The following is a 26581-nucleotide window of genomic DNA, read 5'->3' as shown; positions in this document are numbered from 1 at the left end:
CAGCCTATAGTAGACCGTCAAACCCCTGATGCCCAGTATTAGTTAGACATCCCCTAACACCCGGCCTAGATCAAAAGAAAACAGATTAAATAAATTATGTTGATTTATTGACACTGAAAAAAATTGTTGTTTAAATCGCTTAACTAAAATTTTACATTGAGAGGCATGAAGTGCAAAAACGTGCACCATTGGTTTCAAAAGATACTCTGCTCCCTTTTATTTTGCTTACCATCTGTTTTGCTGCCTGGGGCGTTGCTGCGAACATGACAGATCCGCTGGTAAAGGTGTTCAGTAAAATTTTCACTATGTCGTCTTTGCAGTCAGCATTGGTTCAATTCGCCTACTACGGTGCTTACTTCTGCCTGGCCATTCCCGCCGCATTCATTAACAAACGGTTCTCTTACAAAACTGGCGTACTCACCGGATTGGGTTGTGCCGCTGCCGGTGCTTTTCTGTTTTATCCTGCTAGTCAAACCATGACGTATGGCTTTTTCCTGCTCGCTTTGTTCGTTCTGGCTGGCGGCTTATCGATTCTGGAAACCTCGGCCAACCCTTATGTAATGGCCATGGGCTGTGAAAGAAGTGCAACGCGCCGTTTGAACCTTGCACAGGCTTTTAACCCGGTAGGCACCAACCTTGGCGTGTTTCTGGCTGCCACCCTTATTTTGCCGAATCTCAATCAGGCATCCGCAGAAGAGCGCGCGGCAATGTCTGCGGCTGAACTGAAATCGGTGATCGGTGCCGAGCTTGATGCTGTTATGCTGCCGTATGTGGGTATGGCTTGCGTACTGGTGATAGTGTGGATTGCTATAGCTTGCATTAAGACGCCGGTGAATGAATCAACTGAACAAAAGAGTGAAAATATTCACTTAGGTGCATCTTTCCAGCGACTTCTGGCAAACCGTCACTACCGCTTCGGTGTGCTGGCGCAGTTTTTCAATGTAGGCGCGCAGACCTGTGTTTGGACGTTTACCATTCAATACGCCATGGCAGCGACAGGCGGTAATGAAGTAGATGGTGGGCAAATCCTGCAATACAGCATGATTGTATTTCTGATTTCCCGCTTTGTAATGACCTGGGTTATGCAGTACCTCTACCCTGCAAGACTGCTTATGATCATGTCACTGGTTGCTGCGGCGCTGTGTATCGTAATGACACAAACCTCAGGCGTTGTTGGCATACTCGCACTGGTGTCTATCTCTGCGTGTTTGTCGCTCATGTTTCCAACCATTTATGGCATTGCCCTGGACGGACTAGGAGACGACACGAAACTAGGTGCAGCAGGCCTTGTTATGGCAATTTTGGGCGGTGCGATTCTGCCACTATTCCAAGCTGCACTCATCGACTCTAACGGCGTAGTGGTTTCTTACATTGTGCCGGCACTGTGCTTTTTAGTGGTTGGCGGATATGGTATATTTGATATCAAAACACGTGAACATAAGCACGACCAAACAGCTTCAACCGAGGAACGCACTGCGTCACCATTGTCGAGTAAATGATTGAAGGCGCAAAGAAGTTTAACAATCGAGAAGGTCAGTAAATATTGCTGGCCTTTTTCATTGTTCGAATAACCGTTCAGCGGGTTAATAACGTTTATCGAAAGAACAAATGGCTGAAAGGGTTTAACAGCCGGGCAATGCCAGAGGTGAAATGAAGGGGCTCATCCAGTAACGTAAATACCAGACACCCCTCTCGATGATCAGAATGAGGAGCATGGGTATTATCGTCGGTCATTACGACAAAATCACCGGTACGATAGTGGTTAATGCCGTCATTAAATTCACCATCAAGTACCAAGGTATACTCCACTCCGCGATGGGTGTGTTCAGGTACACTGCCCCCCCGCCCCATGTATATAAAATTCGCTACGCCAGGATAATTTAGCTCTACAGGGGCTTGCCATAATCGACCTACAAGTCCCGACCAGTTTCCTGTTTTCGATGCAATTCTCTGAAGCGTGGGCGGTAAAGTAAATTGGTGCCCGTCGAGCTCAAGTGTTTTCACCAGCTTAGTAGTAGCGATAGGCTCTGGCGTCGACACATTGCGTTTGTTATCTAGCGAATCAGGGGCTGCTGTCTCGGAGGCTGGGAGTTGGGTTATTGCGGCGAGCATTGCGCCATAATTTTCCAGTGAATCTTTCGGCTGCGGGGTATCAAACACTTCAGCAGCAATGAGTTGGGTTTGATGATGTACGAATTGGCGGCATCTGTGGCACAGATCGCAATGCGCCGAAACGATTAACGCTTCGGCGGGAGATATATTACCTTGAACAAATTGTGTTAATTGGGATTGTTCTGGGTGATGCTTAATCATGATCCTGTAACATGCCTTTAAGGCGTTGTAGCGCTAACCGCGTGCGGGACTTTACAGTACCTAGTGGAATATGAAGTTCATCTGCTACTTCTTGCTGCGACTTGCCATCGATATAAATAGCTTCTATCACCGATTTTTGCTTCAGCGGTAAATCTTCAAACATAAACCCAATCTGCTCTAATGTAATTTGCTCATCAAGAGATTGCTCATTGGCATCAGGCGTTTGTTCACAAAGTACCGGCCATAAATCGTCGGAACAAATATCTTCCTTTCGATTCTGCAACTTACGGAGCATATCAAATCGGATGTTACGTGCAATAGTGAAAATCCAGGTAGAAGGGCTTCCTTTCTCAGCATTAAAAAGATGTGCTTTTTGCCAAACATTTGACATGGTGTCCTGCACCATCTCCATTGCCAAGGCTTCATTACCCATCTGCTTTAACGCATAGGAACGTAAGCGAGGGGCGAAGTATCCGAAAACTCGTGCGAACGACGCTTTGCATCGTTGTTCTGCAACTTTAACAATGTAGTCTGACATTTCTGCCGCACAATCTTTCGGCTTAATTACGCTGTTACTTTGTTCCACTGGAATTCCAACTAACATAAGTATTGTCCATATCCTATAAAGTTAATAGTCGCTACGAACAGACAATTCAAGAAGATGACAGAAATGTAAGATTTGCTCAGACTGACCGTGTAATTATTACAAGGTACTTATTGCACTAGCGCCGACAAATAATTTTGTAATTTAACGCAATCTCTTTGAGCAAGAAAATACTGTTTCTGTTTGGCGTCTACAGGGAGTAACTCTAGCCAGCGGTACATTATCCAAAGCGGGTCGTTAAATTCCGGCTTCTCGTACATTTGGCCTAACTCGATGTAGCGCTCGAAGATCTCCTTTAAACGTTCGTCCATAGGTGAAATCTGTTGAGGTGTTAAGTCACACTTCCATTCCGGTAATGCATGACACTTGCCAACTCGCAACCCATCGGGTTCAGTGGACATTTCAGTAACCTCTACACAGTACTCACCAGCAACCTTTATGCCAAGCAACCCATCTTCAAGCATGTCGAAGTCGATCACAGAGGCAACCGTACCGATAGGAAAGACATGTGTATTTGCCGTTTTGTCACCGGCTTGATTTAGCATGCATACCACAAATTTACCGTTACTCGCACACACTTCTTTCACCATGCGAATGTAGCGTGGCTCAAAGATCCGAAGCGCCATACGACCTTGTGGAAGCAAGGTTGCCGAGAGCGGAAATAAGGGTAGGATTTGCTGCGTCATACACAATTTATGTTGATATTATCTTCATCATAACTACGGCAAAAAATAAATTTGGATCGCAACAGAACCATAGGTTTTTTGTACGCAGATTTTAACTTCCTGATCTTGTTGTCAGTAAATTTGGTATACAAGTAAGACGTTTTTACATACTACTTTTCACATTCATAAAGAATCAGCGCCGTGAACATGATTGATAAATTTTGTAAGTTGTACGCCGAACTTCACGATACACATATGTCAGCATTGGGAACGATTTACACAGAGCATGTAGAATTTATTGATCCCATTACCACCCACAGCGGATTACAAGACCTCACGGACTATCTTTCTTCATTAACTGAGCAGGCTAAAACCTGTTTCTTCGATATTCATGATGTGCATGCAGAGGGTCAAACAGACACAGGTTCTGCAACCATTACCTGGACCATGCGTCTTACGTTGAAGTCAAACGCAAAGCAAGTGACGCTGGATGGCGTCAGTCTCATAAAGTTTGCTGATAATAAAATCTTTTTCCAGCGCGACTATTATGACCTCGGCGAAATGGTCTATGAGCATGTTCCTGTGCTTAGTTGGATTATTAAAAAAATTAAACAAAGGTTAGCCTCATGAAAACTATTCTTGTTACTGGTGCCACATCCGGTATAGGTAAAGCGTTTGCGCTGCATGCGGCGTCTGCGGGCTACCACGTGATCGCTTGTGGACGAAATGAAGATGCACTGGCAGAACTCAGTAAAAACAGTAAGATAACAACAACTCAGTTTGATTTAACGGATTTGGCAGCAACAAAGTCGGCCATTGCGGAACTGTCATTTGATATTGCTGTGCTCAATGCCGGCAACTGCGAATATGTCGACATTAACGATTTCCAGCCCGAGATGTTTCGTCGGGTTTTCGAAATCAACTTTTTTGGCATTATTCACAGCGTCGACGCGTTACTGCCTAAATTCAAAGCTGGCGACCAACTGGTCATTGTCGACAGCATGGCGCGGTTGGTGCCGTTTACACGTACTGAAGCCTACGGTGCGAGTAAGGCAGCAGTGCATTACTTTACTAAAAGCCTGGAAGTGGACTTAGCGCATAAGGGCATTCTTGTGCAATCTGTCTCGCCGGGATTTGTGGAAACGCCACTTACTGATAAAAACGACTTCGATATGCCGATGAAAATAACCGCTGACGAAGCGGCGAAAGCATTACTTGAAGGAATAGAAAAACAAAAACACAGCCTGTTTTTCCCTACGGGATTCGGTTGGATCATGCGTACATTGCACAATCTTCCCACAGGTATTCAAAGATGGTTGTCTTTAAAAATGAGGCAACAGCAGTAATAAGGGTTTTAATATGCAACGGCGAATTGCAATTATTGGCAGCGGCATTTCGGGACTGACTTGCGCTCACCTGCTACACAAACAGCATGATGTAGCCGTATTTGATATTAACGATTATATAGGTGGCCATACCGCCACTAAAGAAATCAAAGTGAAGGGGCGTGCTTACCAGGTCGACACCGGCTTTATCGTATTTAATGACTGGACCTACCCAAATTTCATCAAACTCATGGATAAGCTGGGCGTGTCACGTCAGCCTACTGAAATGAGCTTTTCGGTGCATAGTGAAAAATCCGGTCTTGAGTACAACGGTAACAATTTGAACACGCTGTTTGCCCAGCGCCGCAATCTTTTCCGCCCCCGTTTCTGGCGCCTAGTTCGCGACATCCTCAAATTTAATAAAGCTTGTAAAGCACGTCATGAAGAAGCGCGCGAAGAAGATTTTACCACCACGTTGTTTGAATACATTCAATCGCTTGGCCTAAGTGACGAGTTTGCTAACCTCTATATTTTGCCCATGTGCGCGGCTATTTGGTCTGCCAGCCTTGAGCAAACCAAACAGTTTCCCCTCGCCTTCTTTTTGCAGTTTTTCAATAACCATGGCCTGCTCAGTGTCAACAATCGCCCTCAGTGGTACACATTGATTGGCGGTTCTCACAGTTATATCCCTGGCATCACTAAAGGCTACGAAGATAAAATTCACCTGTCGTCAGCGGTCTACAAAGTAAAAAAAATAGAAGCAGGCTGGGAGGTATGTATTGAAGGCCGGGAAAGCAACGTTTTTGATGAAGTAATTTTTGCGTGTCACTCGGATCAGGCATTGCGTATGCTAGATGCGCCTACCGATGCACAACAAGCGATACTTGGCGCTATTCCTTATTCCAGTAATGATGTGGTGCTTCACCTCGATACCACACAATTACCCGACAGAAAGCTGGCTTGGGCGAGTTGGAATTACCATTTAAAAGAAACACCGGATGAGCATCATGCGCCGGCCTCAGTTACCTACGACATGAATATTCTACAGCGATTTGACAATGCGCCGGTCACATTCTGTGTAACGCTGAACAACACAGATGCCATTGATGAAACAAAAATCTTACGACAATATTCGTATGCCCACCCTCAGTTCAGCGGCAGCATGGTAGCCGCACAGCGTCGACGCGCTGAAATCTGTGGCATTGATGGCTTACATTTTTGTGGCGCATACTGGTACAACGGCTTTCATGAAGACGGCGTGCGCAGCGCATTGGATGTCTGCGAACGTTTTGGGGCTTCGCTGTGAACGTAAAACCCAGCGACATGGAAAGTGCGATCTACCAGGGCAAAGTTTTTCACCAACGGTTTCGCCCCACTCAGCACAAATTCGACTACGATATATACTTGTTCTGGTTGAAATTGTCTGAAATTGATTCCCTGAGTCATACACTGAGACATTTTTCTATCGGCAAACGTGGCTGGCTCAGTTTCCATCGCGATGATTATTACGGTGAGCCATCAGTGCCGTTAGATGAAGCGATACGCCAAAAAATGACGGCGCTTAATCAGGGTAAAAAGCTCGATGGTGAGGTTTTCTTTTTTGGTCAACTTCGCACTTTAGGCATTTATTTTAGCCCGGTAAATTTTTACTTTTTAAGAAGTCCTGAGCACAATCGCTTCACGCATATGCTCGCTGAAGTCAGCAATACGCCGTGGAATGAACGACATTACTATTTAGTTGATATGGAAACCCAGGAAGATACCGAGAAAGCCTTCCATGTGTCGCCGTTTAACCCACTGGACATGACTTATAAATGGACAATTAGGCAGCCCGATGCACATTTCAACCTGGTAATGGCGTGCCATCGAAAAGAAAAGGATTTTACCGCTGGTCTGAATATGAAAAGAATTTCATTAGATAATACTAACCTGCGCATTATGCTTAGACGTATACCTAGTATGACAATAAAAACAGTGGTGGGGATTTATTGGCAGGCGTTGAAGTTATTCATCAAACGCACACCAATATACGATCACCCTAACAGCCAGGAACCGAGATAATGTCACACGGTGAATCAGCGTTTATTTTTGAGCAGGAAGCCAGCGGTATAGACCGCGCCTGTCGCGCAGCTTTTTTAAAAGTGCTGTCGATTTTACCTGAAGGTCACATGACCATTCAGGAAAACGGCACGACAGTGGGTGAATTCGGTAACCCGTCACACGATTTGAAAGCAGACGTAAACATTCTGAATGTGAAAGCTTACCGTCAATTATTATTTGGTGGTAGCGTTGCAGCGGGCGAAACGTACACCGATGGCTTGTGGACAAGCAGCGATCTTACGTCGGTCATTCGTATCTTTGCTCGTAACCTACCAATGCTGGATAAATGGGAACAGAAATACCGTTTGTTCATGCTACCTTTTCAGAAGGTGCAGCATTTTCTCCGCCGCAATACGGAAATTCAGGCGAAGAAGAATATTGAAGCCCATTACGATTTGGGCAACAAGCTCTATACCCGCTTTCTCGACCAGTCAATGATGTATTCATCTGCTATCTACCCAGATCCCAACGCATCGCTATCTGACGCCCAGACGCATAAATTGAAAACCATTTGTGACAAGCTGCAACTCAAACCTGGTGAACATTTAATGGAAATCGGCACGGGCTGGGGAGGGCTAGCCGTTTACGCAGCGAAACATTACGGTTGCCACGTGACTACCACCACCATCTCTGAAGAGCAGTTTGCGTATGCACAAGAATGGATAATTAAAGAAGGGTTGAGCGACAAGGTTACCTTATTAAAGCAAGATTACCGAACCCTTGAGGGTCAGTACGATAAATTGGTTTCCATCGAAATGATTGAAGCGGTGGGCAAACGTTATCTGGGGAACTTTTTCAGTAAATGCGCTTCACTGCTAAAGCCTGAAGGGCTCATGCTGCTGCAATCTATCACCATTGATGACCGCCGCTACGAAAGCTACAGCAACAGTGTCGACTTCATTCAGAAATACATTTTCCCGGGCGGATTCTTGCCCTCGCAACTCATTATTAATGATTACCTGAAACGTCACAGCGACCTTTCAATTCGCGATTTGCAAGATATCGGCTTGGACTACGCTAAAACCCTGGATGATTGGTACGAGGCATTCATCAATGCAAGAGACCCCTTAAAGCAGGACGGTTACGATGAACGTTTTATGCGTATGTGGACTTACTACTTAAAATACTGTGAAGGTGGATTCCTTGAACGCACTATTTCGACGGTGCAATTGCTGCTGTCGAAACCGCATTACCGCGAGGCAATTACACGGGGCGCATAACAGCGCCCCTTTTATTATTCTTCCCCGCCGCTGGCGCTGTTGTTGAGCACCGAGATAGGGTCTGAAATCAGTGGCTTGCCTTGGTTGATATTGATCTCTACCCGGCGATTACGTGCTCTGTCGTCAGACGTAGCCGCGTTTTCCACCAGCGGTTTAGTGTTTGCAAGCCCTACTACCGACATGCGGGATTCATCAAAGCCTGGCGCATTTCGCAACTCTTCAGCAACCGCCACCGCCCGCTGGGCAGACAAGTCCCAGTTTGAACGATATAACTCATTCGCTATGTGCTGACCATCACTGTGGCCTGAAATCTCAATTTCTCCCGGCATATCTGCCAGCATCGTACCAATTTTTCTGAGCACCGGTTTGAACTGAGGCTGTAAAAATGCAGAACCGGCAGAAAAAGAACCATTCTCACGAATTCTGATCGTGATCTGCTGACCCAGCGATTCCATTTCAATCGAACCGTCTGCAATTTCTTTCTGCAGTTGTTCAGCCACCTTTTTCATCATTTCGTTATCTTGTTCTTTATCAGAACTTTGCGACGAGGATGCGGCAGAATCGGATGCTGTTTGTTGCGCCTGACCACCACGCTGATCACCCCGTTGGGTTTGACGGCCCCCGGAGGAATCCTCATCACCGGCCTGAAACTCCAGGGTCGGTTGCGTCATATCAATGGTTTGCTGCTGAATGGTTTCAATGGGGGTAGGATCAGGGCGGCCTGGACGGAACTCCATAGCAATAACGCTCGTTCCTTTAGGGATGTCCTTCACTTCAATTTTATTTTGCACACCAAAGGCAAACTTCATCGAACCTGCGATTTGTTTAAACTTCAGTACGTCCATTTCCGAAAATGACAACAGCAGTACGAAGAAACACATCAACAGTGACATCAGGTCGGCAAATGTCCCCATCCATGCCGGTAGACCGGGAGGAGGACATTTAGGGCATTCGTCAGACATCGCCCCTACTCCTCATCACCGCCGCGCTTACCGGCAGCAATGTAGTTTTTCAAAATACCTTCGATGACTTTTGGGTTCTGGCCATCGGCAATACCCACAATACCATCGAGGATCAACGACTGGTTCAGCTTTTCTTCTTCTTTGCGGTTTTCCAGCTTCGCTGCAATGGGCAGACAAATTACGTTGGCTAAGAATGCGCCGTAAAGTGTGGTTAACAATGCAACCGCCATCGCAGGACCGATAGACTTCGGGTCGTCCATGTTGGAAAGCATGGCAACCAAACCAACCAAAGTACCAATCATTCCCATGGCAGGGGCAACGTCGGCCAGGCCTTTAAAAATAGAACCACCGAACTCGTGCCGTTCGGTGGTCATCAGAATATCTTTTTTCAGCGTTTCACGAACCACTTCAATATCGTGTCCGTCTACAAGCATATCTACCCCTTTCTGCATAAAAGGGTTATCAATTTCTGCTTCTTCCAATGCCAGGAAGCCACCTTTTCGTGCTGCATCTGCCATTTCAACGATTTTTTCAATAAGCGCATCTGGCGGATCGATTTTAAACATGAACGCTTTACCCGCCACCTTGCCGGCACCGAAAAATTGGCCAAGGGTGAACTGGGACATAACCACGAAAATAGAACCACAGAAAACGATGAGCACCGAGGCGACATCGACAAACATGGACAGATCTCCACCGAGGATCATGGCCATGACAATAAAGCCGATACCACCTAACATGCCAATGACGGTTGCTAAATCCACTTATTGCTCCTCAAAAAACTCGTACTAGCGCTGTTGGCAGGTTGTTGTGAATGGTCGTTTACGACCTTGTTTATTATAACCTGTTTTATTCGACCTGCCGGAAACTGTCATCGCTGACTTATACTCTATCGGCCAGATTTCTGAATTCTATAATCAAAGCATGAACTTTTCAGGATGAATCCTCATTATCAGGTATCCTGAGCGAAACCAGTCGGATAGCCGCTTTTTCCGGCATGCTCATTGGACAAACCAATTGACCCGGCGGAAACCCTCGGTTAATGTGCGCGTTTACCATTAGTTACCCACGGGATCTCTGACGTGTCTGAAGAAAAAGCGCCTTCTCAACCTTCATTCGAAGCCTCGCTGCAGGAACTTGAAGCCATAGTGACAGAAATGGAATCCGGCGAATTACCGCTTAATGAAGCATTGGAAAAGTTCGAACGTGGTGTAAAATTATCTCGTCTCAGCCAACAGGCGCTCGCCCAGGCAGAACAAAAAGTCAAAATTCTGCTCCGCGAACAAGGTGAGGACAGCCTCGTTGACTTCACCCCATCTGAAGACTGATTAACGGCGCCCATGGTGCCTCTGCTACCCGTTTTACAGGTAATTCATGATTAATATCGACAGCTTACGTCAGAAGATTAAACAAAATACTGACGAAAGCCTGCTGCAATACGTAGCACAACTACCTGACCACGCCCCGCAACTTCGTGCGGCTATCGAATATTCATTACTGGCTGGCGGTAAGCGCATGCGCCCTCTGTTGGTTCATCTTATTGGCAACACGCTGGATATTCCTGGTCAGGATCAAGCTGCAATAAGCATGGCCATTGAATGTATTCATGCTTATTCACTTGCCCATGATGACTTACCCGCCATGGATGATGATGATCTCCGCCGCGGAAAACCCACTTGTCATATACAGTTTGATGAAGCAACAGCCATTCTCGCTGGCGATGCACTGCAAACGATGGCGTTTAGTATTTTAGCCGAAGCGCCAATGAGTAAGTTCGCCCAGGATAAGCGCGCTATATTAGTTAGCATCCTTGCCCGTGCCTCAGGCTATATGGGCATGTGTGGCGGCCAGGCTATTGATTTGGCGTCTACAGGTAAATCCATAGATATCGACGCACTAACGCGCCTGCACCGTTTAAAAACAGGGGCGTTATTGCAGGCTTGCGCCGAAATGATCACATCACTGGCTGAAGAACTCGACCCTGCGCACCGTAACGCCCTTATTCGTTACGCCAGCGATATCGGTCTTGCCTTTCAGATCCAGGATGACATTTTAGACGTGGAAGGCGATGCATCTGTGATTGGAAAGCCTCAGGGCTCCGATATAGAAGCAGGGAAAAATACCTTCCCGGCATTGTTAGGGATGACACAAGCAAAGGCGGAATTAGCCCGTCTACACGATAGTGCACTTCAAGCATTAGACAGTTTGCCCTACAATACCGAGCTGTTATCTGCTTTTACCGATTTAATGGTAAAGCGGACATTCTGATTTTCATGCTAAACAACAAAATGAAAAAAGAACAATGAGTTTAGATTTATCGCACTACCCTCTTCTGGCGCAGGCACAGACTCCGGATGAACTCAGAAAATTGCCGCAGGAAAAACTGCGGGCCGTAGCAGACGAACTTCGACAGTTCTTACTGACTTCGGTTAGTCAAACCAGTGGCCACTTTGCCTCTGGCTTGGGTACCGTTGAGTTAACCGTGGCGTTGCACTACGTATACAACACGCCCTTCGACAGACTACTGTGGGATGTAGGTCACCAGGCCTATCCACATAAAATCCTGACGGGCCGCGCACAGCGAATGTCTACTATTCGTCAGAAAGACGGTTTACACCCCTTCCCTTGGCCGCCTGAAAGTGACTATGACACGTTTGCCGTTGGGCATTCTTCAACGTCGATCAGTGCAGCGCTGGGTATGGCTGTGGCTGCCGATAAAGAAGGCCAAAACCGTAAAGTCGTTGCGGTAATTGGTGATGGTGCGATGACTGCAGGTATGGCGTTTGAAGCGCTGAACCACGCTGGCGATATCAATAAAGACTTAGTGGTCGTGCTGAACGATAACGAAATGTCGATTTCGGAAAACGTAGGTGCGCTAAACAGCCACCTTGCTCGCCTTCTTACCGGCAACTTCTTCAATAAAATTCGCGATGGTGGTAAGAAGCTCCTCAGCAATGTACCGCCAATTAAGGAATTCGCCAGCCGTGCGGAAGAGCATATTAAAGGCATGGTGGTACCGGGCACAATTTTCGAAGAGCTTGGCTTTAACTACATTGGCCCTATTGATGGCCATGACGTAAACGCCGTGGTAGATACCCTGCGTAATATGCGCCAATTTTCGGGCCCTCATATTCTTCACGTGGTAACACGTAAGGGGAAAGGCTACCCGGTAGCAGAACAAGACCCAATTAAGTATCACGCGGTACCGAAGTTCAATCCGCTGGATAACGCATTACCTAAAGCAGCGCCATCAGCCCCTACTTTCTCGGCGATTTTTGGCCAATGGTTGTGCGATATGGCTGCGGATGATCCAAAACTCATGGCGATTACACCCGCCATGCGTGAAGGGTCTGGCATGGTGAAGTTTTCACAGCAATTCCCTGATCAATACTTTGATGTCGCAATAGCCGAACAGCACGCGGTGACGTTTGGCGCCGGCTTGGCGAAAGAAGGTTACAATGCTGTTGTGGCAATATACTCGTCGTTCCTGCAACGGGGTTACGATCAGTTAATTCATGACGTGGCACTGCAAGAGTTACCGGTATTATTCGCTATCGACCGCGCTGGTGTGGTCGGCGCCGATGGCCCAACGCACCAAGGGGCATTTGATATTGCGTTCTTACGCTGCATTCCAAACATGATAATCATGACGCCCTCAGATGAAAACGAATGCCGTCAAATGCTGTTTACCGGCCATAAAGCAAATATGCCTGCGGCTGTCCGTTATCCGCGAGGAAGCGGCAATGGTAAGCCCGCCGATGACGTTATGACAGCGATGACGCTGGGTAAAGCCCGTACGCTTCGAGCAGGCAAAAAGGTGGCTATCCTGAACTTTGGTACTTTGCTGCCCGGCGCGCTGGAAGCGGCTGAAAAGCTCGATGCGACCGTGGTGGATATGCGTTTTGTGAAGCCCATCGATGGCGATATGATCACCGAACTTGCCTCTTCCCATGAGCTGCTAGTGACACTTGAGGACGGCTGCATTATGGGCGGTGCAGGCTCGGCAGTCAGCGAGTACTTAAGTGCGAATAAGCTGCTTGTCCACACATTACACCTTGGTCTGCCAGACAGCTTCATTCAGCAAGGTACCCAGCAGCAAATGTTCGCTGAGCACCAGATTGACGGAGCAGGAATAGAAGCGCAAATTACGGCGTTTCTTGCCAGGTAGTCAATATAGTCTGCTAACCAGCATAGTGCTTAACAATAGACGGGAGCCATCAGGCTCCCGTTTTTATTTTTCGCACTGCGACACTATTGCTTTAAGACTTCTTTGAACGTGCTGGCAAACATTAAATCTTGTTCTTTCACCAATCTCTGTTAATCACAACAACGTAGCAATGGTTCATTCTCAGAACAGGACGCTGCATATAATGACCTTTCGACTCAGCCTACTATCACTCTCGACGCTATTTTCATTTTCCAGTTTAGCTCAGGTCGCCGTTGCGCCTGAAAACGGTTACGCACCTGGTCAGGTCGTTCCCTTGCCCGAGCCATTTGCTACCGAGTCAATAGATCGGAGAACTAAAGTGATCGGCTGGCCTGAGGGGAAAACACCTACAGCGCCACAAGGGTTTGAAGTGAAGCCTTTTGCTACTGATCTGAAACACCCACGCTGGATTTACATACTCCCTAATGATGATGTTTTAGTTGCGGAGTCTGACGATGCGGAGAAAGGCAGCGCTGACAGAATCACTTTATTACGTGACACAAACGATGATGGTGTTGCTGATGAGCGCCATACGTTTATTAACCATAGCCTGAACCAGCCGTTCGGCATGGCCCTTCTCGACGATAATTTTTATGTCGCTAACTCAGACAGCATTATGCGGTTCCCTTATATTGAGGACGCAGAAACCATCTCTCAAAAAGGTGTTGTGGTTCATGAACTCCCCGCCGGCGGATACAACCATCATTGGACCCGCAACATTGAAGTTGATAACACTGGGAAGAAGTTTCTACTCACAATTGGATCATCAAGTAATGTAGGCGAGCATGGCATGGATAAGGAAGCCCGACGGGCTAAAGTCCTCACCGTAAATCCTGATGGCACTAATGAGACAATATTTGCATCCGGGCTGCGTAATGCAAATGGTCTGGACTATAACCCGGTTACCGGCGAATTGTGGGCTGCCGTTAATGAGCGAGATAAACTGGGTGACAACCTGGTGCCAGATTATGTCACCAGTGTGAAAAAAAGCGGCTTCTATGGTTGGCCTTATAAATACTACGGCGAGAATATTGACCCGCGCTGGAAAGATAAGATGCCTGATGATTTACCGGAAACGACAATAATCCCGGATATTGCGCTTGGCAATCATACCGCCACGCTGGATTTGGAATTTTACGACAGCAATAGTTTTCCTGAACGCTATCACAACGGTTTATTCGCTGCTCAGCATGGCTCCTGGAATCGTGCAAAATACAACGGCTATCGCATTGTTTTTATGCCATTCAAAGACGGCAAACCCACTGGTGAGATTGAAGAATTTCTAGGTGGTTTCATTAAAAGCATGGATACAGATGAAGCCTATGGCCGACCTAGCGCAGTGCGTGTCACCTCCAGCGGCAAGTTATTGGTTGCAGATGACGATGGTAATACTGTCTGGTCAGTGCAAGCTGCAGATTAATGGCCTTTTTTTTTCTAAAGCTAAGCGGGAAAAATTAAGCAGATACAAAAATCCGGCACTTATGCCGGATTTTATATTTCGCTTACAACTAATAATTACCTAAGCAAGACAGGAAACAAATAGATCGCGCCCTGCAAGCAGGCAAAAGACATCAGCCCGGCCAGAATATCATCCAACATTATTCCCAAACCGCCATGCACGGTTTTATCCACTGGGCCGATTGGCCAGGGTTTGAGTATGTCGAAAATGCGGAACAGTACAAACCCTGCAATGACAGTCCACACTGTCAGCGGCACAAACATGAAGGTAAGTAGCATACCTGCCACTTCGTCCCATACAATAGAACCGTGGTCATGCACGCCCATATCGCTCGCGGTACGGCCACAGAACCAGATTCCAACGATGCAACTAACAAGGGTAGCGGTTAAGAAAATACTATCGCCTAACGGCGCGAGAAGAAGGATTAGCGGGATTGCCGCCAGTGAGCCGAAGGTACCAGGCATCAATGGAATAAGGCCTGAACCAAATCCCAGTGCACAGAAATGCACGGGATTTTTCATCGAAACTCGGGCGCGATACTCAGGTTGCATTAAAACTCGTGCTCGTAACCCACAGCATCAGGTAGTTCATAAGGTGCATCGTACAGCTTGAGGTCTACCTTGCCCTTTTGTCCGGTAACCTGGCCAATACAGGTCGCTTTTACACCAGTAGAAGCCAAAGAGGTTTCTAAATTCCCCCGCTGCTCCTCATTTACCGTGAAGACTAGCTCGTAGTCGTCACCAGCGGTTAACGCGTAGCGGTAAGCTTCCTGCGCACCCAGGCAATTAAATAATGGGGATGAAACCGGCAAACGGTCTACATGAACCAGGGCTCCGCAGTTCGACGCTTTTAGTATATGGCCCAAATCAGACAGCAGGCCGTCAGAGACATCAATACAGGATGTGGCAGTGCGACGAATCGCCGTCCCCACTGCTACCCTCGGCGTAGGATACAAGTGACGCTTTACCAAAAACTCTTTATCCGCTTCTGATTTTGCCTCACGCTCGCCTTTCAGGATTTCGAGGCCAGCGCCGGCATCACCGGTGGTGCCGGTAACGTAAATCCAGTCGCCCGGTTTTGCACCACTGCGTTTTAGCGCGTTTTCAGGTGGAATAAAGCCCTGTGCAGTGATTGTCATCGCCAGTGGACCACGTACCGTATCGCCGCCAATAAGCTGCACCGAATAGTAACGGGTTAGCTCGTAGAGGCCATTGGCAAATTCTTCCATCCAAGCTTCATCAACATGTGACATCGATAAGGACAGAGAAATCCACGCGGGCTCGGCACCCATGGCCGCCAAATCACTCAAGTTCACCGCCACCGCTTTATAGGCAACAGAGCGCGCAGGTGCATCTTTAAGGAAATGAACGCCAGATACCAATGTGTCAGTGGTGATGGCTAATTGCTGATTTGCAGGTACAGACGTTACCGCACAGTCATCGCCGATGCCGACAAGTACGTCTTTTCGTTGATGCCCGCCATCTGCAAAATAGCGGCCAATGAGGTCAAATTCTTTCACGTAATACCGATTGATTCAGTGTCGTCGAATATCTACGGATTTCCCCGTAAATAGATCGCTGATTAACGTTCGTGCTGACGCAGGGTTTTTACTGCTTTATCCAGCGCGCCGTTAATGAATTTATGGCTTTCTTCGGCACCGAAAGACTTAGCAAGTTCAATCGATTCGTTGATAATTACGCGATAAGGCACGTCCATGCGCTCAGTCAGTTCATAGGTAGCAATACGCAGAACGGCTTTCTCGATAGGATCAAGCTCTTCCGGCAAGCGGCCAAGATACGGTTTGATTTTCGTATCCAGTGTTTCTACGTTCTCGACGACGCCGCGCAGAATGGCCTGAAAATACACCATATCAACCTTTTGCATGTCATTGCTGGTTGCCAGTGCAAGCTCAACCTGAGCAATGTCATTTTTACTCATCTGCCACGAGTAGATACCCTGCAGGGCGAGTTCTCTGGCTTTATGACGTGCGGATACTTTCACGTAACCCCCGATTAAAGATCGTTAAGGGCAGAAACAACGTTCACCATTTCCAGCGCGCCCAGTGCAGCTTCTGCACCTTTGTTGCCGGCTTTAGTGCCTGAACGTTCAATTGCCTGTTCGATTGAGTCTGTGGTGATTACACCGAAAGAGACCGGAATACCGTATTCTAAAGAAACTTGCGCCAGACCTTTGTTACACTCTCCAGCAACAAAATCAAAGTGCGGCGTACCTCCACGAATAACCGCGCCCAACGCGATGATGGCGTCGAACTGGCCTTTTTCCGCGATTTTCTTAGCCGCTACAGGTAACTCATAAGCGCCTGGAACACGTACAAGCGTGATGTCGCCGTCGCTGACTTCGCCGTGACGCTCTAAGGTATCAAGTGCACCTTCCAGCAAGCTTTCTACAACAAAACTGTTAAAACGAGACACAACAATAGCGAATTTTTTGCCTGTCGCGCGAATGTTACCTTCAATTACCTGCATGGAATTCCACCCCTATGAAAAAACGGCGCGCAGTATAGCATAACTGCGCACAAACTGAATCGATTGTTCACGAAAGCAACGCGAACTTATGAATGAATATATTCGACAACGTCGAGCCCAAAACCTGACAATGCATGATACTTAACAGGCTTACTTAACAGGCGCATTTTCTTCACGCCTAATGTTGCCAGGATCTGACTTCCCACACCGACGGTGCGCGACGAGCCTGTCCAGGTCTTGCCTTCTGGCTGTTCACCGCGGTCTTCCGCGGCAAACTGTCTAACCTGGCCTTCCAGATCTTCTTCTTTGCCTAGCAGCACCAAGACGCCACCTTCATCGGCAATCCGCTTCATCGCATCCTGCAGCGTCATCGTGCGGCTAATATTGCGAGTTGAGCCAAGCAAGTCACCCAATGTATTGTGCAGATGTACCCGAACGAGCGTGGGATCTTCTGGATTGATATCCCCTTTCTTCAATGCGAAATGGATTTGGTTATCAATCACATCTTTAAATGTATGCAATTCGAAATCGCCGTACTCCGTCGGCAAATGACACTGCGCGACTTTTTCGATGGTGGTTTCGTTAAGATTACGGTATTCAATCAAGTCGGCAATGGTGCCAATTTTGATATCGTACTTCTCGGCAAACTTTTCTAATTCAGGACGACGGGCCATGGTGCCGTCTTCATTTAGAATTTCAACAATCACCGCAGCCGGTTCGCAACCTGCTAATCGAGCCAGGTCAACACTGGCTTCGGTGTGCCCAGCGCGATTCAGCACACCACCGTCTTTCGCGATTAAAGGGAAAATATGTCCAGGTTGAACCACATCGGCAGCAACGGCATCTTTGCCAACAGCGGCAAGCACTGTTGTGGCACGATCAGCGGCAGAAATACCGGTAGTTACGCCACGTGCAGCTTCAATCGATACGGTAAATGCGGTGTGGAATTGAGCGCCGTTTTTATCGACCATTAATGGCAGGTTTAAACGTGCACAACGTTCCTGGGTCATAGGCAGACAAACCAAACCACGGGCGTGGGTTACCATAAAGTTAATCGCTTCTGGCGTTACATGCTCCGCCGCCATGATGATATCGCCTTCGTTTTCACGATCTTCGTCATCCATCAGAATGACCATTTTACCCTGACGGATATCTTCAATTATTTCTGCTGATGTGTTGAGTGCCATAATTTCACTTGTGTAGGGTTATTTTCTCAAAAAGCCATTTTCGGCAAGAAACGCCATACTGATGTCTTTTTTACTCGATTTCTCTGCCGCTTTCTCGCCCATCATCAACCGCTCCAGGTAGCGTGCTACCACGTCGACTTCCAGGTTGATCCGGCTACCGGCTTTATAAGTGCCAATCACCGTTTCCTGAAGCGTATGGGGAATAATCCACAGCATAAATTCGTTGCCGTCTACCTCATTGACTGTGAGGCTCACACCGTCGACAGTAATACTGCCTTTGTGGGCGATGTACTTAGCCAGATCAGTGGGGGCAGCAACCCAAATTTCAATATAGGTGGCGTGCTTAACAATACGTTTTACTTCGCCTACACCGTCTACGTGACCGGAAACAATATGACCACCGAAACGGTCGGTAGGACGCATGGCCTTCTCAAGATTTACGGTGCTACCTGGCTTATAATTGGCGAAGCCCGTGTACTTAATGGTTTCGGCTGAAACATCGGCGCAGTAGTAGTCTTGACCAAACTCGGTAACCGTTAAGCAAACGCCGTTTGTGGCAATGCTATCGCCTAACGCCACATCCGACATGTCGAGCTTCTCAGACGAAACGGTGAGTTTGATGTCCTCACCACGGTGGTCCAGTGAACGAATGGTTCCCAGAGCCTGGATAATACCGGTAAACATATCGGTTAGCCTCCTGGCTGAATTTAACTAATTATATCGTAGGTCAGGCGGATATCCGGGCCAATTTGCCTGACATCGGACAAAGAAAGTGATGGTGTCTGATCCAGCGCAGTGAAATCCTGCAGGGTAAGCATACTTTTCGCCTTATCGCCGAGTACTTTAGGGGCCTGATATACCACGAGCTGATCGACCTCTCCGGCAGCTAACAGTGCACCTGCGAGTCCAGGGCCAGCTTCCACCCAAACATCGTTAAGCTGGCGCTCACCCAATTTCATCATCAATTCATGTAAATCGATGTGATCGCCTTTCATTGAGATTGCCTGAGCCGGCACGTCAGTCTCTGGCGCTATGGGCTGCCCAGTAATGCGCAGTGTTTTATGACCGTCGGTAAACAACTGTAAATTGCTCGGTAAAGCATTATGAGAATCAATGACAACGCGCAGAGGCTGGCGCAGTGGCAATGCAGGATAGTCGGACAAATCGGCTTCGGCTTTTCTTACCAGCAAGCTGGGGTTATCAGCCAGCGCAGTACCAGAGCCGGTAAGCACGGCACAACTCTGCGCGCGCTGTAATTGCACATCGCGGCGGGCTTCAGAACCAGTGATCCACTGACTCACACCATTGGATAAGGCAATTTTACCATCGAGGCTAATGCCCATTTTTACGGTCACTCTTGGCTTACCGGTAACCATGCGCTTAATGAATCCCGGATTGAGCGCAGCGGACTCAGCGGCCAGTACGTCGGTAACCACGTCGATGCCGGCATCCTGCAAGCGCCGTATGCCATTACCACTCACTTGCGGGTTTGGGTCGGTCATCGCCACCACCACCCGGCTCACGCCGGCATCGATGAGGGCATTGGCACAAGGTGGCGTGCGACCGAAATGGCTGCATGGCTCCAAAGTGACATACGCGGTGCCGCCACGGGCCTTTTCACCGGCTTCACGTAGCGCATGCACTTCAGCGTGTGGCGTCCCCGCCTGAACGTGAAAGCCCTGCCCGGCTAACTCACCTTTTGCATCGAGAACGATACACCCAACCCGAGGGTTCGGTGAGGTGGTGAAGCGGCCTTTTCGGGCCAGTTTGATGGCCTTAGCCATCCAGGTGTAATCGTCATTTACTGACGCAGATAATGAGCATGTCATAACAGCGGATTAGTCTCCCAGGCGGGCAATTTCCTCACCGAACTCGCGAATGTCTTCAAACGAACGGTAGACAGAGGCAAAGCGTACATAAGCCACTTTATCCAGTTCTTTAAGGGCATCCATAATCAGATTACCCAGATATTCACTAGAGACTTCACGCTCTCCAGTAGCACGTAGGGCGGATTTCAGTGACAAAATCACTTCCTCAATACGCTCTGTACTCACCGGACGTTTTTCCAGTGCCCGCTGCAGGCCTGCACGGAGTTTGTCTTCGTTAAACGGTTCCCGAGAACCGTCACGTTTAATCACACGGGGCATCACCAATTCTGCGCTCTCAAACGTAGTAAAACGTTCGTGACAGATCACGCATTCCCGGCGACGGCGCACCTGATGCCCTTCTGCCACCAGACGGGAATCGATAACTTTGGTTTCCTGAGCCGAACAAAACGGGCAAAACATGGGGAGTCCTTAAAACAACAAAACCGCCGGACAGGGTTGTCCGGCGGTTCTTAGTTTAACGCGAGGGGCTATTAACCGTAAACAGGGAATGCTTCACACAGTTTGATGGCTTCGCCTTTAACACGCTCAACAACACTTTCATCACCCATGTTGTCAAGAATGTCGCAAATCCAAGTAGCTACCTGTTTTGCTTCTTGCTCTTTAAAACCGCGACGGGTAATTGCCGGGCTACCAATACGCAGACCGCTGGTTACGAACGGAGAACGCGGATCATTTGGCACCGAGTTTTTGTTCACTGTGATGTTCGCGCGGCCAAGGGCAGCGTCGGCATCTTTACCAGTGATGTCTTTCTTGATCAGGTCAAGCAGGAACAGGTGGTTTTCAGTACCGCCGGAAACGATGTCGAAACCGCGCTCAAGCATAACTTCAACCATCGCTTTCGCGTTCTTAACAACCTGCTGCTGGTATGCTTTGAATTCAGGCTGCAGGGCTTCTTTGAATGCTACTGCTTTTGCAGCGATAACATGACACAGAGGACCACCCTGGTTACCCGGGAATACTGAACTGTTTAGCTTTTTGTAAATATCTTCGTCGCCACAGGCAGACAGAATAAGACCACTACGCGGGCCAGCCAGCGTTTTGTGTGTGGTGGTAGTTACCACGTGTGCGTGAGGCAGTGGGCTTGGGTAAACGCCAGCTGCAATCAGACCGGCAACGTGTGCCATGTCGACTAACAGGTACGCACCCACTTTGTCTGCGATTTCGCGGAAACGGGCCCAATCAACCACTTTAGAGTAAGCAGAGAAACCACCGATGATCAGCTTAGGCTTGTGCTCAAGCGCCAGAGCTTCAACCTGCTCGTAATCAATTTCGCCGGTTTCCTGATTCAGACCATACTGTACTGCATTGTAGGTCTTACCAGAGAAGTTTACGTGTGAACCGTGAGTAAGGTGACCACCTTCAGACAGGCTCATACCTAATACGGTATCGCCAGCGTTGATCAGCGCCATGAACGCTGCCGCATTGGCCTGTGAACCTGCGTGCGGTTGTACGTTTGCGTATTCAGCACCAAACAGCTGCTTCGCACGGTCGATAGCTAACTGCTCAACCACGTCTACATGCTCACAACCACCGTAATAACGCTTACCAGGATAACCTTCAGCATATTTATTAGTCAGCTGTGAACCCTGTGCTTCCATGACTCGGGGGCTACAATAGTTCTCTGATGCGATGAGCTCGATGTGGTGCTCTTGACGCTCAGCTTCTTTCGCCATGGCATCTGCCAGTTCCGGATCGTAATCCGCAATAGTCATATCGCGAGGTAACATGAAGGCTCCTTACTCTGCGTATTTTTGGACTGCTATAAAATGAGGGGCATATTTTAGTCATTTTAGACGCTATGTATACTGCTTTGTTTGCATTAATCATAAGATCCGATGTGAAGAAAGTTTCACATCGGCATGGGGCATACAACCGGTGGGCTTTAGCAATTATTTATTTAACTGATATGAAAGTGGAATAAGCGGTTAACTCAGTTATTTTGTAAGGCAAATTCCACTGCCTTTTGCGCGTGAATGGCGGTGGTATCGAAAAGTGGCACTTCGGTATCGGCATCCGTGACTAACAAGCCGATTTCTGTACATCCGAGTATGACCGCTTCAGCGCCGTTAGCGTGGAGTAAATCGATAATACGTAAATACTCTGCTTTCGACGATGCTGAGATGTTTCCAAGGCACAATTCCTCATAAATAACGCGATGCACAATGTGGCGATCGACCTCTTCAGGTACGATAACATCCAGTCCATGAGTCCGCAGGCGCCCCGTGTAAAAATCCTGCTCCATGGTGAAAGCCGTGCCAAGCAAACCGACTTTTGCAACCTTGTCTGCCACCAGCCGTTCAGCCGTCGCATCGGCAATATGAATAAGCTGCAAATTCGTTGCGGCATTCACGGCATCTGCCACTTTGTGCATAGTGTTGGTACAAATAAGTAAGCATTCCGCGCCAGCAGACTTTAACTGACGCGCTCCGGCAGCCAGCAAGGCCCCGGCGGTTTCCCAGTCACCACGAGATTGGCATGCTTCAATTTCGGCAAAATCGACGCTCACCAACACTATTTTCGCTGAATGCAATCCTCCCAACGCTTGCTTCACGCCTTGGTTTATTGCTCGGTAATAGCCAACGGTACTTTCCCAGCTCATGCCGCCGAGTAACCCGATCGTCTTCATAATTGCCCCTTTAGAAAAACCGAACTGCAGATACAAAAACAGGCTCCTATGAGCCTGTTCAGTATAAGGTAGACCTTACTGGCCCCCTTTTTCCAGTGCTTTAACCCGGTTAAACAGGTCGTCTATCTGTCGGCCTCGCACAGTAACCTTGCGCCAATCGCGGTTCTTCATCGCTGGCTGACCCGAGGAATACACGCCGGGTTCCGTGATGTCCTGCACGATCATGGTGTAGCCGGTAACCTGCACATTATCGCAAATAGAAATATGACCGTTGATGCCTACGCCACCGCCGATGATCACGTATTTACCGATATGACAACTTCCGGCGATGCCGGTGGCACCGCAGATACAGGAATGGTCGTCAATGATACAGTTATGACCCACCTGTACCTGGTTATCGATAATCACATTCTTACCAATAATGGTGTCTTCCATGGCGCCACGGTCGATACTGCTGGAAGCACCAATTTGCGCATCGTCGCCAATGCGGACACTGCCGGTTTGTGGAATTGGGATCCAGGTGCCTTTGTCGTTGGCATAACCGAATCCCGATGCGCCAATAACCGTTTGGCTGTGAATGGTAACGCGCTTACCAATATTAACTTCATGATAAATGGTCACATTCGGATAAATGGTGGTGTCTTCACCAATTTTCGCACCTTTACCGATAACGGTATTTGCGCCAATAGTGACGTTGTCGCCCAGCACCACGTTGTCTTCAATAATCACATTGTGACCTAATGACACATTGGTGCCCAATGTGGCAGACGACGCCACTACCGCCGAGGCAGCAATACCTGTAGCGACAACTGGCGTGGTATCGAACAACTGTGCAATGCGCGCAAAGGCAGCGTGTGGATTACCATGAATGAGTGCCGGTACCGGGCATTCGTCTGCGGCTTTATCATGAATGATTACCGCACCGGCCTTGGTTTCGGCCAACTGAGACTTGTATTTTACATTGGTGAGAAAAGAAATTTGATGGCTTTCTGAGCCAGCCAGTGTACCAACACCACTGATTTTCACTTCTGCGGCATTTCCCTGACCGCCCACCTGACCACCTACGTGTTTAGCCAGTTCGGCAAGAGTATATGTGTGCTTTGTCTGTGCTGTCATGCGCAAATCCTGTTCGGAAATTTTGTGTGTATGCTACTGTAAAATATCACTCTCGTCCTGACCCTTATCACTAAAATCCGTTGGTTTAACAACTATGCGGATATTTTTCCGCCAATTGCCAAAATCGTTACCGGCTTCACTGGTCAGATCCACGGGAAAACGAGTACAATACGGTTAATTCATTTAAGGACACTGTTACGAGTATGTCTCAATACGTATATTCTATGCATCGGGTTGGCAAAATTGTGCCACCCAACCGTCATATCTTAAAAGATATCTCTCTAAGCTTTTTTCCTGGCGCTAAAATCGGCGTACTCGGTCTGAATGGCGCGGGTAAATCCACCTTGCTGCGTATTATGGCTGGTGTGGACACCGAAATTGAGGGCGAAGCCCGCCCGCAGCCCGGTATCAATATCGGTTACCTCCCTCAGGAACCGAAGCTGGACGAAACCAAAGATGTACGCGGCAACATCGAAGAAGCCGTTGCTGACGTAAAACACGCCCTTACCCGTCTAGAAGAAGTGTATGCCGCCTACGCCGAAGCAGATGCCGATTTCGATGCGTTGGCTAAAGAGCAAGGTGAACTGGAAGCCATCATTCAGGCTAAAGATGGTCACAACCTGGATAACGCATTAGAACGCGCCGCCGACGCCCTGCGTCTGCCACCGTGGGATGCCGATGTGTCTAAATTATCAGGTGGTGAGCGTCGTCGTGTTGCCCTGTGTCGTCTGTTGCTTGAAAAGCCAGACATGCTGCTGCTTGACGAACCGACTAACCACTTAGACGCCGAATCTGTTGCCTGGCTGGAACGCTTCCTTCACGACTATGAAGGTACCGTAGTCGCCATTACCCACGACCGTTATTTCCTTGATAACGTAGCAGGCTGGATTTTGGAACTCGACCGTGGTCACGGTATTCCATGGGAAGGTAACTATTCTTCCTGGCTGGAACAGAAAGAGGCTCGTCTTGCTCAGGAAGAACGCACTGAAAATGCCCGCGTGAAATCGATGAAGCAGGAATTAGAATGGGTACGCTCGAACCCGAAAGGCCGTCATGCTAAATCGAAAGCCCGTATGGCCCGGTTTGAAGAAATGTCCACCTCTGATTACCAAAAGCGCAATGAAACCAACGAGCTGTTTATTCCACCTGGTGAGCGCTTAGGTGACAAAGTTATTGAAGTGAAGCATCTGAAAAAAGCTTACGGTGACCGCATACTTATCGATGACATGGACTTTGTGGTACCGAAAGGCGCTATCGTGGGTATTATCGGACCGAACGGTGCAGGTAAATCGACCCTGTTTAAAATGATTTCAGGTCAGGAACAACCTGACGAAGGTGAAGTCGTAATTGGTGATACCGTTCATCTTGCCAGCGTGGAACAGTTCCGTGACCACATGAACGACAAAAACACCGTGTGGAAGGAAATTTCTGACGACTCGGACATTATCCGCATCGGTAACTTTGAAATTAATAGCCGCGCTTACTGCAGCCGCTTTAACTTCCGTGGCAGCGATCAGCAAAAATTTATTGGCGATCTGTCCGGTGGTGAGCGTAACCGTGTTCACTTGGCCAAACTACTGAAAGCCGGTGGCAACGTACTGCTGCTCGATGAACCTACCAACGACCTGGATGTTGAAACCCTGCGTGCACTTGAAAATGCGTTATTGGAATTCCCAGGCTGTGCCATGGTTATTTCGCACGACCGCTGGTTCCTCGACCGCGTAGCTACCCACATCATTGACTATCGTGATGAAGGTAAAGTTAACTTCTTTGAAGGTAACTACACCGATTACGAAACCTGGCTGAAAGAAAACTTCGGACAAGACGTGGTAGAGCCCCACCGCTTGAAATACAAGCGAATGGCGAAGAAATAATCATCGAACCCCGCGTCATGCGGGGTTTTTATTATCTATTTCGTGCTTTTACCCATTGGGTTTGATAAATTTTACCTATCAGGTTGACCTTACCCTTTTGTTTATACTAATAATTAGGGGTAAGCATGTGGGAAGGATAACGTGGATAAACGCCAGTTCCAGCGAGTTGATTTGAAAGTTCCGGGAGAATTAAGCCTTCACGGTAATAGCATACCCGTCACAATTGAAGATGTTTCCCTGCAAGGGTTGCGGCTAAGCGCGGCCGAAGCCATGTTGGAAATGTTGCCCTTTGACAGCCATGACCCCTACACGGTTATGTTCAAAGCCAACCCCGACAGTCCATTAATTACGCTTTATCTTCAGCAGCTTTATCGCCAGTCTCAGGGCAATTCTGATCTGATATTTATCGGCTGTAAGGTCGACCATGTCGAGGTGGAATGCCTGGCTGAATTGCGCACACTGATTAATTTAAACAGTGGCGATCCTGGTCTGAGTGAACAGGATCTTAATGCGCTTATTGATGCTGTGTATAAAAAAGACGCGTAGCA

Annotated in this window: 28 protein-coding genes; 12 read left to right on the top strand and 16 right to left on the bottom strand. The window is 48.1% G+C overall.

Features of this window, described 5'->3' with window-relative positions; translation table 11 throughout:
• Positions 1–170 precede the first annotated feature (170 nt).
• Complete coding sequence (gene fucP, locus ACXAGX_RS07595) at positions 171–1499, top strand: L-fucose:H+ symporter permease (protein ID WP_474837534.1); 1329 nt, start codon at positions 171–173, stop codon at positions 1497–1499.
• Positions 1500–1593: 94 nt separating this feature from the next.
• On the opposite strand, the gene ACXAGX_RS07590 is transcribed toward fucP, so the two are convergent.
• The 3 genes from ACXAGX_RS07590 to ACXAGX_RS07580 form a co-directional block, all read right to left on the bottom strand.
• Positions 1594–2313 (bottom strand): ChrR family anti-sigma-E factor, encoded by a 720-nt coding sequence (locus ACXAGX_RS07590; protein ID WP_474837532.1) that lies wholly within the window; start codon positions 2311–2313, stop codon positions 1594–1596.
• Positions 2306–2917 (bottom strand): sigma-70 family RNA polymerase sigma factor, encoded by a 612-nt coding sequence (locus tag ACXAGX_RS07585; protein WP_070126713.1) that lies wholly within the window; start codon positions 2915–2917, stop codon positions 2306–2308. The genes ACXAGX_RS07590 and ACXAGX_RS07585 overlap by 8 nt, the downstream gene beginning before the upstream one ends.
• A gap of 110 nt (positions 2918–3027) precedes the next feature.
• Positions 3028–3603 (bottom strand): LON peptidase substrate-binding domain-containing protein, encoded by a 576-nt coding sequence (locus ACXAGX_RS07580; protein ID WP_474837529.1) that lies wholly within the window; start codon positions 3601–3603, stop codon positions 3028–3030.
• Between the two features lie 186 nt (positions 3604–3789).
• Here ACXAGX_RS07580 and ACXAGX_RS07575 point away from each other — a divergent pair, with 186 nt between their 5' ends.
• From ACXAGX_RS07575 to ACXAGX_RS07555, 5 genes are read left to right on the top strand one after another with little or no spacing between them, the layout of a single operon-like run.
• The gene (locus tag ACXAGX_RS07575) at positions 3790–4212 is read left to right on the top strand and encodes a nuclear transport factor 2 family protein (RefSeq protein ID WP_474837564.1); all 423 of its coding nucleotides are present in this window, start codon (positions 3790–3792) and stop codon (positions 4210–4212) included.
• A complete protein-coding gene (locus ACXAGX_RS07570) occupies positions 4209–4928 on the top strand; it encodes an SDR family NAD(P)-dependent oxidoreductase (RefSeq protein WP_474837527.1) in 720 nt (239 codons plus the stop codon). Before ACXAGX_RS07575 ends, ACXAGX_RS07570 begins: the two co-directional genes overlap by 4 nt.
• A 13-nt stretch (positions 4929–4941) precedes the next feature.
• Entirely contained in the window at positions 4942–6213 is a 1272-nt protein-coding gene (locus tag ACXAGX_RS07565) for an NAD(P)/FAD-dependent oxidoreductase (RefSeq protein WP_474837525.1), read from the top strand.
• A 17-nt stretch (positions 6214–6230) separates the two neighbouring features.
• A complete protein-coding gene (locus ACXAGX_RS07560; protein WP_474824574.1) occupies positions 6231–6968 on the top strand; it encodes a DUF1365 domain-containing protein in 738 nt (245 codons plus the stop codon).
• Positions 6968–8227 carry a class I SAM-dependent methyltransferase gene (locus ACXAGX_RS07555; protein WP_474837523.1) on the top strand — a complete coding sequence of 420 codons (1260 nt, stop codon included), beginning with the start codon at positions 6968–6970 and terminating at the stop codon, positions 8225–8227. Before ACXAGX_RS07560 ends, ACXAGX_RS07555 begins: the two co-directional genes overlap by 1 nt.
• Before the next feature lie 14 nt (positions 8228–8241).
• On the opposite strand, the gene ACXAGX_RS07550 is transcribed toward ACXAGX_RS07555, so the two are convergent.
• Together ACXAGX_RS07550 and pomA are read right to left on the bottom strand one after the other, a co-directional pair.
• Positions 8242–9189, bottom strand: coding sequence for a flagellar motor protein MotB (locus tag ACXAGX_RS07550; protein WP_474837521.1), 948 nt, complete (start codon positions 9187–9189; stop codon positions 8242–8244).
• A gap of 5 nt (positions 9190–9194) precedes the next feature.
• Positions 9195–9953 (bottom strand): flagellar motor protein PomA, encoded by a 759-nt coding sequence (gene pomA / locus ACXAGX_RS07545; RefSeq protein ID WP_474824550.1) that lies wholly within the window; start codon positions 9951–9953, stop codon positions 9195–9197.
• Between the two features lie 318 nt (positions 9954–10271).
• On the opposite strand from pomA, the gene xseB reads away from it, so the two are divergent.
• From xseB to ACXAGX_RS07525, 4 genes are all read left to right on the top strand, one after another.
• The gene (gene xseB, locus ACXAGX_RS07540; RefSeq protein ID WP_070126704.1) at positions 10272–10517 is read left to right on the top strand and encodes an exodeoxyribonuclease VII small subunit; all 246 of its coding nucleotides are present in this window, start codon (positions 10272–10274) and stop codon (positions 10515–10517) included.
• 49 nt (positions 10518–10566) lie between these two features.
• Positions 10567–11457 carry a farnesyl diphosphate synthase gene (locus tag ACXAGX_RS07535; RefSeq protein ID WP_474837562.1) on the top strand — a complete coding sequence of 297 codons (891 nt, stop codon included), beginning with the start codon at positions 10567–10569 and terminating at the stop codon, positions 11455–11457.
• A 34-nt stretch (positions 11458–11491) separates the two neighbouring features.
• On the top strand, positions 11492–13357 hold the full coding sequence (dxs, locus tag ACXAGX_RS07530) for a 1-deoxy-D-xylulose-5-phosphate synthase (RefSeq protein WP_474837519.1): 1866 nt from the start codon (positions 11492–11494) through the stop codon (positions 13355–13357).
• 202 nt (positions 13358–13559) lie between these two features.
• The gene (locus ACXAGX_RS07525) at positions 13560–14816 is read left to right on the top strand and encodes a PQQ-dependent sugar dehydrogenase (protein ID WP_474837517.1); all 1257 of its coding nucleotides are present in this window, start codon (positions 13560–13562) and stop codon (positions 14814–14816) included.
• A 95-nt stretch (positions 14817–14911) separates the two neighbouring features.
• Here ACXAGX_RS07525 and ACXAGX_RS07520 read toward each other — a convergent pair whose 3' ends face one another.
• The 11 genes from ACXAGX_RS07520 to lpxD form a co-directional block, all read right to left on the bottom strand.
• Positions 14912–15406, bottom strand: a complete 495-nt coding sequence (locus tag ACXAGX_RS07520) for a phosphatidylglycerophosphatase A family protein (protein ID WP_474824547.1) — start codon at positions 15404–15406, stop codon at positions 14912–14914.
• Positions 15406–16374 carry a thiamine-phosphate kinase gene (thiL, locus tag ACXAGX_RS07515; RefSeq protein ID WP_474824546.1) on the bottom strand — a complete coding sequence of 323 codons (969 nt, stop codon included), beginning with the start codon at positions 16372–16374 and terminating at the stop codon, positions 15406–15408. The genes ACXAGX_RS07520 and thiL overlap by 1 nt, the downstream gene beginning before the upstream one ends.
• Before the next feature lie 62 nt (positions 16375–16436).
• Complete coding sequence (nusB, locus tag ACXAGX_RS07510; RefSeq protein ID WP_070126699.1) at positions 16437–16856, bottom strand: transcription antitermination factor NusB; 420 nt, start codon at positions 16854–16856, stop codon at positions 16437–16439.
• A gap of 11 nt (positions 16857–16867) precedes the next feature.
• Positions 16868–17341, bottom strand: a complete 474-nt coding sequence (ribH, locus tag ACXAGX_RS07505) for a 6,7-dimethyl-8-ribityllumazine synthase (protein WP_070126698.1) — start codon at positions 17339–17341, stop codon at positions 16868–16870.
• An 86-nt stretch (positions 17342–17427) separates the two neighbouring features.
• The gene (ribBA, locus tag ACXAGX_RS07500; RefSeq protein WP_474837515.1) at positions 17428–18528 is read right to left on the bottom strand and encodes a bifunctional 3,4-dihydroxy-2-butanone-4-phosphate synthase/GTP cyclohydrolase II; all 1101 of its coding nucleotides are present in this window, start codon (positions 18526–18528) and stop codon (positions 17428–17430) included.
• Between the two features lie 18 nt (positions 18529–18546).
• The gene (locus tag ACXAGX_RS07495) at positions 18547–19212 is read right to left on the bottom strand and encodes a riboflavin synthase (RefSeq protein ID WP_474824544.1); all 666 of its coding nucleotides are present in this window, start codon (positions 19210–19212) and stop codon (positions 18547–18549) included.
• A 23-nt stretch (positions 19213–19235) separates the two neighbouring features.
• Complete coding sequence (ribD, locus tag ACXAGX_RS07490) at positions 19236–20357, bottom strand: bifunctional diaminohydroxyphosphoribosylaminopyrimidine deaminase/5-amino-6-(5-phosphoribosylamino)uracil reductase RibD (RefSeq protein ID WP_474837513.1); 1122 nt, start codon at positions 20355–20357, stop codon at positions 19236–19238.
• Between the two features lie 9 nt (positions 20358–20366).
• On the bottom strand, positions 20367–20816 hold the full coding sequence (gene nrdR, locus ACXAGX_RS07485; RefSeq protein WP_070126694.1) for a transcriptional regulator NrdR: 450 nt from the start codon (positions 20814–20816) through the stop codon (positions 20367–20369).
• Positions 20817–20887: 71 nt separating this feature from the next.
• Positions 20888–22144 (bottom strand): serine hydroxymethyltransferase, encoded by a 1257-nt coding sequence (gene glyA / locus ACXAGX_RS07480; RefSeq protein ID WP_474824542.1) that lies wholly within the window; start codon positions 22142–22144, stop codon positions 20888–20890.
• 203 nt (positions 22145–22347) lie between these two features.
• A complete protein-coding gene (locus ACXAGX_RS07475; protein ID WP_474837511.1) occupies positions 22348–23043 on the bottom strand; it encodes an aspartate/glutamate racemase family protein in 696 nt (231 codons plus the stop codon).
• Positions 23044–23118: 75 nt separating this feature from the next.
• On the bottom strand, positions 23119–24159 hold the full coding sequence (gene lpxD, locus ACXAGX_RS07470) for a UDP-3-O-(3-hydroxymyristoyl)glucosamine N-acyltransferase (protein ID WP_474837509.1): 1041 nt from the start codon (positions 24157–24159) through the stop codon (positions 23119–23121).
• Between the two features lie 203 nt (positions 24160–24362).
• On the opposite strand from lpxD, the gene ettA reads away from it, so the two are divergent.
• Together ettA and ACXAGX_RS07460 are read left to right on the top strand one after the other, a co-directional pair.
• The gene (ettA, locus tag ACXAGX_RS07465) at positions 24363–26033 is read left to right on the top strand and encodes an energy-dependent translational throttle protein EttA (RefSeq protein ID WP_474837507.1); all 1671 of its coding nucleotides are present in this window, start codon (positions 24363–24365) and stop codon (positions 26031–26033) included.
• 141 nt (positions 26034–26174) lie between these two features.
• Entirely contained in the window at positions 26175–26579 is a 405-nt protein-coding gene (locus tag ACXAGX_RS07460; RefSeq protein ID WP_474837505.1) for a PilZ domain-containing protein, read from the top strand.
• Positions 26580–26581 lie beyond the last annotated feature (2 nt).

It is taken from the genome of Alteromonas sp. ABV4_515, assembly GCF_056160345.1.
This window is presented reverse-complemented; position numbering and strand designations above follow the sequence as displayed.

Coding starts and splice junctions, on each gene's coding strand:
- ACXAGX_RS07590 (WP_474837532.1), bottom strand. CDS start 2,313: ATGATTAAGCATCACCCAGAACAATCCCAATTAACACAATTTGTTCAA.
- ACXAGX_RS07585 (WP_070126713.1), bottom strand. CDS start 2,917: ATGTTAGTTGGAATTCCAGTGGAACAAAGTAACAGCGTAATTAAGCCG.
- ACXAGX_RS07580 (WP_474837529.1), bottom strand. CDS start 3,603: ATGACGCAGCAAATCCTACCCTTATTTCCGCTCTCGGCAACCTTGCTT.
- ACXAGX_RS07575 (WP_474837564.1), top strand. CDS start 3,790: ATGATTGATAAATTTTGTAAGTTGTACGCCGAACTTCACGATACACAT.
- ACXAGX_RS07570 (WP_474837527.1), top strand. CDS start 4,209: ATGAAAACTATTCTTGTTACTGGTGCCACATCCGGTATAGGTAAAGCG.
- ACXAGX_RS07565 (WP_474837525.1), top strand. CDS start 4,942: ATGCAACGGCGAATTGCAATTATTGGCAGCGGCATTTCGGGACTGACT.
- ACXAGX_RS07560 (WP_474824574.1), top strand. CDS start 6,231: ATGGAAAGTGCGATCTACCAGGGCAAAGTTTTTCACCAACGGTTTCGC.
- ACXAGX_RS07555 (WP_474837523.1), top strand. CDS start 6,968: ATGTCACACGGTGAATCAGCGTTTATTTTTGAGCAGGAAGCCAGCGGT.
- ACXAGX_RS07550 (WP_474837521.1), bottom strand. CDS start 9,189: ATGTCTGACGAATGCCCTAAATGTCCTCCTCCCGGTCTACCGGCATGG.
- dxs (WP_474837519.1), top strand. CDS start 11,492: ATGAGTTTAGATTTATCGCACTACCCTCTTCTGGCGCAGGCACAGACT.
- ACXAGX_RS07525 (WP_474837517.1), top strand. CDS start 13,560: ATGACCTTTCGACTCAGCCTACTATCACTCTCGACGCTATTTTCATTT.
- ACXAGX_RS07520 (WP_474824547.1), bottom strand. CDS start 15,406: ATGCAACCTGAGTATCGCGCCCGAGTTTCGATGAAAAATCCCGTGCAT.
- ribH (WP_070126698.1), bottom strand. CDS start 17,341: ATGCAGGTAATTGAAGGTAACATTCGCGCGACAGGCAAAAAATTCGCT.
- ribBA (WP_474837515.1), bottom strand. CDS start 18,528: ATGGCACTCAACACATCAGCAGAAATAATTGAAGATATCCGTCAGGGT.
- ACXAGX_RS07495 (WP_474824544.1), bottom strand. CDS start 19,212: ATGTTTACCGGTATTATCCAGGCTCTGGGAACCATTCGTTCACTGGAC.
- ribD (WP_474837513.1), bottom strand. CDS start 20,357: ATGACATGCTCATTATCTGCGTCAGTAAATGACGATTACACCTGGATG.
- nrdR (WP_070126694.1), bottom strand. CDS start 20,816: ATGTTTTGCCCGTTTTGTTCGGCTCAGGAAACCAAAGTTATCGATTCC.
- glyA (WP_474824542.1), bottom strand. CDS start 22,144: ATGTTACCTCGCGATATGACTATTGCGGATTACGATCCGGAACTGGCA.
- ACXAGX_RS07475 (WP_474837511.1), bottom strand. CDS start 23,043: ATGAAGACGATCGGGTTACTCGGCGGCATGAGCTGGGAAAGTACCGTT.
- lpxD (WP_474837509.1), bottom strand. CDS start 24,159: ATGACAGCACAGACAAAGCACACATATACTCTTGCCGAACTGGCTAAA.
- ettA (WP_474837507.1), top strand. CDS start 24,363: ATGTCTCAATACGTATATTCTATGCATCGGGTTGGCAAAATTGTGCCA.